At 65.4% G+C, this 7,523-nt stretch carries 6 protein-coding genes; 4 read left to right on the top strand and 2 right to left on the bottom strand.

Features of this window, described 5'->3' with window-relative positions:
- The first annotated feature begins 296 nt into the window (after positions 1–296).
- The gene (locus AC07UK_RS33695) at positions 297–1,247 is read left to right on the top strand and encodes a DUF3047 domain-containing protein (RefSeq protein ID WP_494688065.1); all 951 of its coding nucleotides are present in this window, start codon (positions 297–299) and stop codon (positions 1,245–1,247) included.
- A gap of 18 nt (positions 1,248–1,265) precedes the next feature.
- Here AC07UK_RS33695 and AC07UK_RS33690 read toward each other — a convergent pair whose 3' ends face one another.
- Positions 1,266–2,291: a DUF2891 domain-containing protein gene (locus AC07UK_RS33690; protein WP_494688066.1), complete on the bottom strand. Its 1,026-nt coding sequence runs from the start codon at positions 2,289–2,291 to the stop codon at positions 1,266–1,268.
- Positions 2,292–2,340: 49 nt separating this feature from the next.
- Positions 2,341–3,534 carry a M20 aminoacylase family protein gene (locus AC07UK_RS33685; RefSeq protein ID WP_436222718.1) on the bottom strand — a complete coding sequence of 398 codons (1,194 nt, stop codon included), beginning with the start codon at positions 3,532–3,534 and terminating at the stop codon, positions 2,341–2,343.
- Positions 3,535–3,864: 330 nt separating this feature from the next.
- Between AC07UK_RS33685 and AC07UK_RS33680 the strand changes: the two genes are divergently transcribed.
- From AC07UK_RS33680 to AC07UK_RS33670, 3 genes are all read left to right on the top strand, one after another.
- Positions 3,865–5,451 (top strand): ABC transporter substrate-binding protein, encoded by a 1,587-nt coding sequence (locus AC07UK_RS33680; protein ID WP_114136022.1) that lies wholly within the window; start codon positions 3,865–3,867, stop codon positions 5,449–5,451.
- A gap of 153 nt (positions 5,452–5,604) precedes the next feature.
- Entirely contained in the window at positions 5,605–6,582 is a 978-nt protein-coding gene (locus tag AC07UK_RS33675; RefSeq protein ID WP_436222717.1) for an ABC transporter permease, read from the top strand.
- Between the two features lie 3 nt (positions 6,583–6,585).
- Positions 6,586–7,518 (top strand): ABC transporter permease, encoded by a 933-nt coding sequence (locus AC07UK_RS33670; protein ID WP_316151615.1) that lies wholly within the window; start codon positions 6,586–6,588, stop codon positions 7,516–7,518.
- Positions 7,519–7,523: the final 5 nt, after the last annotated feature.

The following is a 7,523-nucleotide window of genomic DNA, read 5'->3' as shown; positions in this document are numbered from 1 at the left end:
AAAGTAGGTCATCGCCAGGCTCTTATACCGCAGAACCCCCAGCCCCAAAGGCTGGGGGTTTTTGCTTTGGCGCGGCGAAAATGCCGTGGCGGGCGCAGGCATGCGCGTCCTCGTTGTTTTCATGCCGCAACGCGGGTCGGCGAGCATTCCGGGACTGCGCGCCTTCTGCTATGGTCGACCCCCAAGTGCCCACATGCGGCACGTAGGCGGTTGCAACATGTGTTTGCAGCAAGTAGTGGGCAATAGCCGGACCCTTGCCAACAGAGCAGGTCCGGATTCGGGTTTCGAGGGGTTACATGACGGCCAAGGTGTTTCGGCTGGTTTTGACTGGCGCCGCCGGCGCGCTGCTGCTGGCAGGATGCGCATCCAATCCCCCTGTTTCCGCGGTTCATCCGGATGACACGGCCAATACGGCCGGTACTTCCGCGATCGATTGCCAGACGTTCGCCAGGCGCATGACCGCATACGCGGCAGCGCAGACGGACCCGGCGCTGCCTGCGGTGTCGTCGCCCGAGCCGTTGGCTGCCGCCAACACCAGTGCGGCGGAAGCCGAGGCGGGTGACGACGGCGAAGTCGCCGATGCCGCGCCGCCGCCGACCCTGGCCACGCTGCCGTTGTTCTCGGTCTCACCGCATCGCGGCCAGTTGCCGGTCGGCTGGCAGCCGTGGACCATCAACCGCAACAAGACGCCCACCCGTTATTCGATGGCAGAGGTCGACCAGCGCGTGGTCGTCCATGCGCAGGCCGAGAGCTCGGCCTCCGGCCTGTATGTCCCGCTGCGCGATCGCGATGCCGGCATGCTGCGCTGGACCTGGAAGACCAGCGGCATTATCCGCAACGCCGACAACAGCCACGGCCCGCGCGAGGATTCGCCGTTGCGCCTATTTGTCGCCTTCGACGGCGACAAGGGTGCACTGTCCTTGAAAGACCAGCTGATGTACGAGATGGCGCGGCTGACCACCGGCCGCGAAATGCCCTACGCCACGCTGATGTATATCTGGGGCGGACGGCGCGCGGAAGGCTCAGTGGTGAAAAATCCGCACACGGACCGGGTGCGCATGATCGTGGTGGATAGCGGCATGAAGCACGCCAATGAGTGGCGTTGCCATGAGCGCGACCTGCGCGCCGACTACCGCAAGGCCTTCGGGACCGACCCCGGCCGGGTCATCGCCGTGGGCATCATGACCGATACCGACAACACCAAGAGCAAGGCCGAGTCCTGGTATGGCGACATCGCGCTGGACTGAAGGACGCTGGCGGCGCCATCAGCCGCCGATGGGCTCGGCCAGCGCGAGCACCGCGAACGAGGCCAGCCAGTGCGTCGACACATACTCACCCTCGACCGCCTGCGGCAGCGACGCTTCGAGATGGTCCGACCAGGCCCGGATGGCCAGCGGCCGCAGCGGCTCGGGCAGGGCGGGCTCCAGCATGCGCCAGCACCAGGCGCGCGACAGGTTGAGTCCGTCCAGGTGCGAGGTCTTGGGATCGCTGCGATTGGTCACTTCGACCGGCGTCAGCCAGTTGGCCAGTTCCACCTGCCCTGGCACGAACAACTCCCACCATTCTGAAAACGCGCAGCCGTCCATCACGGCGTGCATCAGCACGGCTTCGGTCAGCCCGCCGGACAGGAATTCATCGCCGCCGGGCTCATACCGCGCCGGGTATTTCTGATCATGTCCGAACCAGCGGTGGGCCCGCCGCACGATGGCGCGCCGCAAGGTGAGGTCCTGGTGCGTGCGTGCATAGGCCACGGCCATCACCAGGGCGAAGGCGCTGTTGTAATGGGTGCCGGTGCGCACCGGGAAAACCGCTGCATCCAGGAAATCCGCCAGTTGCCGTGACAGGTGCGATGCCAGCGGCGCGCACGCCTCGGCCCAGGTGGCTGCCTGGGCGTCCTGTCGCGCCAGCGCCAGCAATTCCGCCTGCAGTTTCAGCATCCAGCCCCAGCCATAGGGGCGCTCGAAGGTGCGCGAATGGGGCCGCTGGAAGTAGGCCAGTTCGACCGCGATGTGCTCTGGGCGCAGCTGGGCATCCAGCGTTGCGCGGATGCGCGGCGCCTCCTCCAGGTCCGGCGACAGCGCCAGCAGCCGAACCAGCAACCAGTGCATGTGCACGCTGGAGTGCCAGTCGTAGCTGCCGCAGAAGACCGGATGCCAGGCCGCCGGTTCGGCCAGGTCATCGGCGCTGGCCATCATGTGGTCCAGCTTGTACGGATAGCGGCGCAGGATATTGTCCAGCGCCACGCGCGCGAAGCTGCGCGCTGTCTCGCGATCCAGCGCCAGGCGGCCCATCCGGATGCTCCCCTGTTGTTATCGTTGTGCTGTGCTCAGGTACGTAACGTCACGCAGGCGCCAGCCACTTTTCCACCAGCCGCACGAAGAACGTCGAGCCGACCGGCAGCAGTTCGTCGTTGAAATCGTAGCTCGGGTTGTGCAGCATGCAGGGTCCGATGCCATGGCCGGCGTCGCGATGGCCGCCGTCGCCGTTGCCCAGGAACAGGTAGCAGCCGGGCTTGTGCTGCAGCATGAACGAGAAATCCTCGGCGCCCATGGTGGGCTCGACATTGCTGTCGACGTTGCCCGGCCCGACCAGTTCGGCGGCGACCTCGGTGGCAAAGCCGGTCTCGGCCTCGCTGTTGATGGTGGGCGGATAGTTGCGGTGGAATTCGTATTCGATGGTGCAGTCGAACGCCGCCGCCACCGCGCGCGCCACTTCTTCCATGCGCCGTTCGATCAGGTCCAGCACCGGCACCGTGAATGTGCGCACCGTGCCGCCGATCCAGGCCTGGTCCGGCACGATATTGGTGGCGTCGCCCGCGTGGAATTGCGTGACCGAGATCACCGCGGTATCGATCGGGCGCTTGTTGCGCGTGATGATGCCTTGCAGCGCCGACACGATCTGCGCCGCGGTGAAGACCGGGTCGTTGCCATTGTTGGGCATGGCCGCATGTGCCCCCTTGCCGCGCACCACGATGCGGAACTCGTTGCTGGATGCCATCAGCGGGCCCGCGCGCGTGCCGAACGCGCCGACCGGCATGCCCGGCCAGTTGTGCACGCCGAATACCGCGTCGCACGGAAAGCGCTCGAACAGCCCATCCTTGATCATTTCGCGGGCGCCGCCGCCGCCTTCCTCGGCCGGCTGGAAGATCAGGTGCACGGTGCCGTCGAAGGGCTTGTGCTGCGCCAGGTAGCGCGCCGCGCCGAGCAGCATGGCGGTGTGGCCGTCGTGGCCGCAGGCGTGCATCTTGCCCGTGTGCTGCGAGCGGTGATCAAAGGTGTTCGCTTCCTGCAGCGGCAGCGCGTCCATGTCGGCGCGCAGGCCGATGGTGCGCGGGCTGTTGCCGTTGCGGATCACGCCCACCAGGCCGGTGGTGCCCAGGCCGCGATGAACTTCGATGCCCCACGATTCCAGGTTCTGCGCGACCACGTCGGCGGTGCGCTGTTCTTCGAAGCAGAGTTCCGGGTGGGCGTGGATGTCGCGCCGGATCGCGCGGATTTCGGCTTGTGCCTGCAGGATTTCGGGAATGAGCTTCATGATGCCTGGCTGCCCTGGACGTTAGGGGCGTTAGCGTTGGATACCCCGATCATACGATGCCTCTCCGCAAAGCGCCAAAATGCGGCGATTTCCTGCGCGCTTGCCCGGTTGGCGCAGTGCAATATGCCAGCGCGGGTGGGTTTCCCCGCATTGCCGCGACATGGGCTCTGCTGGAACAGTTCATGCTTGAAGTGCCCGGCCGGCAATTTCGTCGCTTTGTGATGCGCAACTGCACCCCAAACCGCACCAAAACGCAGCGCCGCCGCGTGACCCGCGGCGCATTGCCGATCCTAATACGTCTGCTTCACTTCCTACAGGGAGAATTGCGCGATGTCCCTTCGCACTTTCAAGAAGGCAATTGGTGTGGTGGCGGTAGCCGGGGCCCTTGGCCTGGCGCTTGCCGGCACCGCCCAGGCCGCGGACCTCAAACTGGCCATGAGTTCGCCGCCAACCTCGATGGATCCGCACTTCTACAACCTGTTCTCCAACATCAACGTTTCCGAGCATGTCTTTGACTCGCTGACCAAGATGGACCCGGACAGCCGCATCATCCCGGGCCTGGCCGAGTCGTGGAAGCTGGTCAACAACCTCACCTGGGAATTCAAGATCCGCAAGGGCGTGAAGTTCCACGACGGCTCCGAGCTGACCGCCGAAGACGTGATCTGGTCGCTGGACCGCCCGGCCACCATCCAGAACAGCCCTGGCAAGTTCGATGTCTACACCAAGGCGATCGTCAACAAGAAGATCATCGACAAGTACACCATCCAGCTGACCACCAACCAGCCCTATCCGCTGATGCTGAACGACCTCACGTCGATCTTCATCGTGCAGAAGAAGGCCACGCAGGGGCTGAGCTCGGATGACTTCGCGCAGGGCAAGGGCATGGTCGGCACCGGGCCGTTCAAGTTCGTCAGCTATGCCCGCGACGACCGGGTCGAGCTGGTGCGCAACAACGACTACTGGGGCGCCAAGCCGGCCTGGGACAAGGTCACGCTGCGCTTCATCCCCAATCCGGCGACGCGCCTGGCGGCGCTGCTGTCGGGCGACGTGCAGGCCATCGAGAACGTGCCCACGCCTGACCTGCCCAAGGTGCGCCAGGATCCCAAGCTGTCGTTCTTCTCCAAGATCTCGCACCGCGTGATCTACCTGTATTTCGATGCCAAGCGCGACAAGTCGCCCTATGTCACCACCAAGGAAGGCGCACCGCTGGACAAGAACCCGCTGAAGGACGCGCGCGTGCGCAATGCCATCAGCATGGCGATCAACCGGCAGGGCATCAAGGACCGCCTGATGGAAGGCCTGTCCGAGCCGACCAACAACCTGGTGCCGCCGACGCTGTTCGGCTATAACCCCAACCTGAAGACGGTCAAGTACGACCCCGAGGCCGCCAAGAAGCTGCTGGCCGACGCCGGCTTCCCGAACGGCTTCGGCGTGACGCTGCATACGCCCAACAACCGCTACGTCAACGACGAGAAGATCGCGCAGACCATTGCGCAGAACCTGACTCGCATCGGCATCGCCACCAAGGTCGAAGGCATGCCGATGGCGACATACTCGTCCAAAGGCATCAAGCACGAGTGGTCGTTCGGGCTGCTGGGCTGGGGCGCGCAGACCGGCGAGGTCAGCTCGCCGCTGCGCGCGCTACTGGCATGCGAGGACAGCAAGAAGGGCTTCGGCACCACCAACTGGGGCGAGTACTGCAACCCCAAGATGGACGTGGTGCTGGAGAAGGCGCTGTCCACCGTGGATGACAAGGAGCGCTCCAAGCTGCTGCAGGAGGCCACCGCAATCGCGATCAACGATGGCGGTATCGTCCCGATCCACCAGCAGGTGACCACCTGGGCCACGCAAAAGGGCATCGTCTACGTGCCGCGTACCGACGAGCGCACCTACGCGCATAACTTCAAGCCCCAGTAAGCTCCGGTCAGCCCAGACAGGAGCCTCGGCCCGCGGATGGTCTGCTGGCCGAGTTTGCGGTGCCGCGCATGGCTGCCGCGCCACACCCGGGAAGCGCCACGGCGCGGCCCGGGTGTGGCGTGCATTCGCGCGCGAAAGGAAAGTGGTTCGAATATGCTGGTCTTTATCATCCGGCGCCTGATGCAGAGCGTGGTCGTGCTCTTCGTCATGTCGCTGCTGGTTTTCCTCGGCGTCTTTGCCATCGGCAATCCCGTCGACATCCTGATCAACCCGCAGGCCGACCAGGAGGACATCAAGCGCACCATCGCGGCGCTGGGCCTGGACAAGCCGTTGTGGGAGCAGTACTGGGTGTTCCTGCAGAATGCGCTGCAAGGCAACCTGGGTACCTCGTTCGCGCACGGCACGCCAGCGCTCAAGCTGATCTTCGAGCGCATGCCCGCCACCATGGAGCTGGCCATCTGCGCGATCCTGCTGGCGATCGTGCTGGGCATCCCGCTGGGCCTGTGGGCCGGGCTGCGGCCCAAGGGCATCGCCGGCAAGTCGATCATGGGGGTGTCGATCCTGGGCTTCTCGCTGCCCACCTTCTGGGTCGGGCTGATGCTGATCATGGTGTTCGCGGTGCAACTCGGCTGGCTTCCCTCCAACGGACGCGGCGAGACCGTGCGCGTGCTTGGGATCCCGCTCAGCTTCCTGACCGCCGACGGCATCCGCCACCTGATCCTGCCGGCGGTGACGCTGTCGCTCCTGAACATCGCCATGGTGATCCGGCTCACGCGCGCCGGCACGCAGGAGGCGATGATGCAGGACTACGTCAAGTTTGCGCGCGCCAAGGGCCTGTCGAACACCCGCATCGTCGGCGTGCACGTGCTGAAGAACATCCTGATCCCGATCGTCACGGTGATAGCGCTGCAGTTCGGCTCGATCATCGCCTTTGCGATCGTGACCGAGACCATCTTCGCCTGGCCCGGCATGGGCAAGCTCATCATCGACTCGATCCAGTTGCTGGACCGGCCGGTGATCGTCGCCTACCTGATGGTGATCGTGACGCTGTTTATCCTGATCAACCTGGTGGTGGACATCATCTACAGCATGCTCGATCCGCGCGTGCGCATTGCCGACAACAAGGGCTGAGCCATGAGTGCCGTATCTGTCGAACAAGAGGACAAGACGCCGCCGCCCGCCGCGGCGCGCGAACAATCGCCGTGGCGGCGCTTTGCCGCGGAGTTCTTCTCCAGCAAGATTGCCGTGGCCGGGCTGGCCACCCTGGTCATCATCATCCTGATCGCCATCTTCGCGCCGTGGCTGGCGCCGCAGAACCCCTACGACCTGGCCACGCTGGACGTGCTTGACGCGCGCCTGGCGCCGGGCGAGCAGGCCGGCAACGGCATGACCTTCCTGCTGGGTTCGGACGAGCAGGGCCGCGACATCCTGTCGGCGGTGATGTACGGCCTGCGCATCAGCATCGGCGTGGGCGTGGTCAGCACCGTGATCGCGCTGCTGCTGGGCGCCACGCTCGGCCTGCTGGCCGGCTTCCTGGGCGGGCGCACCGAGGCCTTCATCATGCGCGTGGCCGACCTGCAGCTGTCGTTCCCGCCGATCCTGCTGGCGCTGATCCTGCTGGCCTTCCTGCGCCCGGGCCTGGGCAATATCGTGATCGCGCTGGTGGCGGTGCAGTGGGCCTACTACGCCCGCACCACGCGCAGTGCCGCGCTGGTGGAGCGGCGCAAGGAATATATCGAGGCCGCCACCTGCCTGGGCCTGCCGCCGATGCGCATCATGTTCCGCCACCTGCTGCCCAACTGCCTGCCGCCGCTGATCGTGATCGCGGCGCTGCAGGTGGCCTCGGCCATCACGCTGGAAGCGACGCTGTCCTTCCTCGGGCTGGGCGTGCCGGTCACCGAGCCCTCGCTGGGCTCGCTGATCTCCAACGGCCAGCAGTACATGCTGTCGGGCAAGTACTGGATCAGCTTCTTCCCGGGCATCGCGCTGGTGGTCACCATCGTGGCGATGAACCTGGTGGCCGACCAGCTGCGCGATGTGCTCAACCCGCGCCTGCAGACGCAATAACCAGG

It is taken from the genome of Cupriavidus sp. GW821-FHT07C08 (assembly GCF_059419025.1).
Note: the sequence above shows the minus strand (reverse complement) of the source record. Positions and strands in the feature narration are given on the sequence as shown.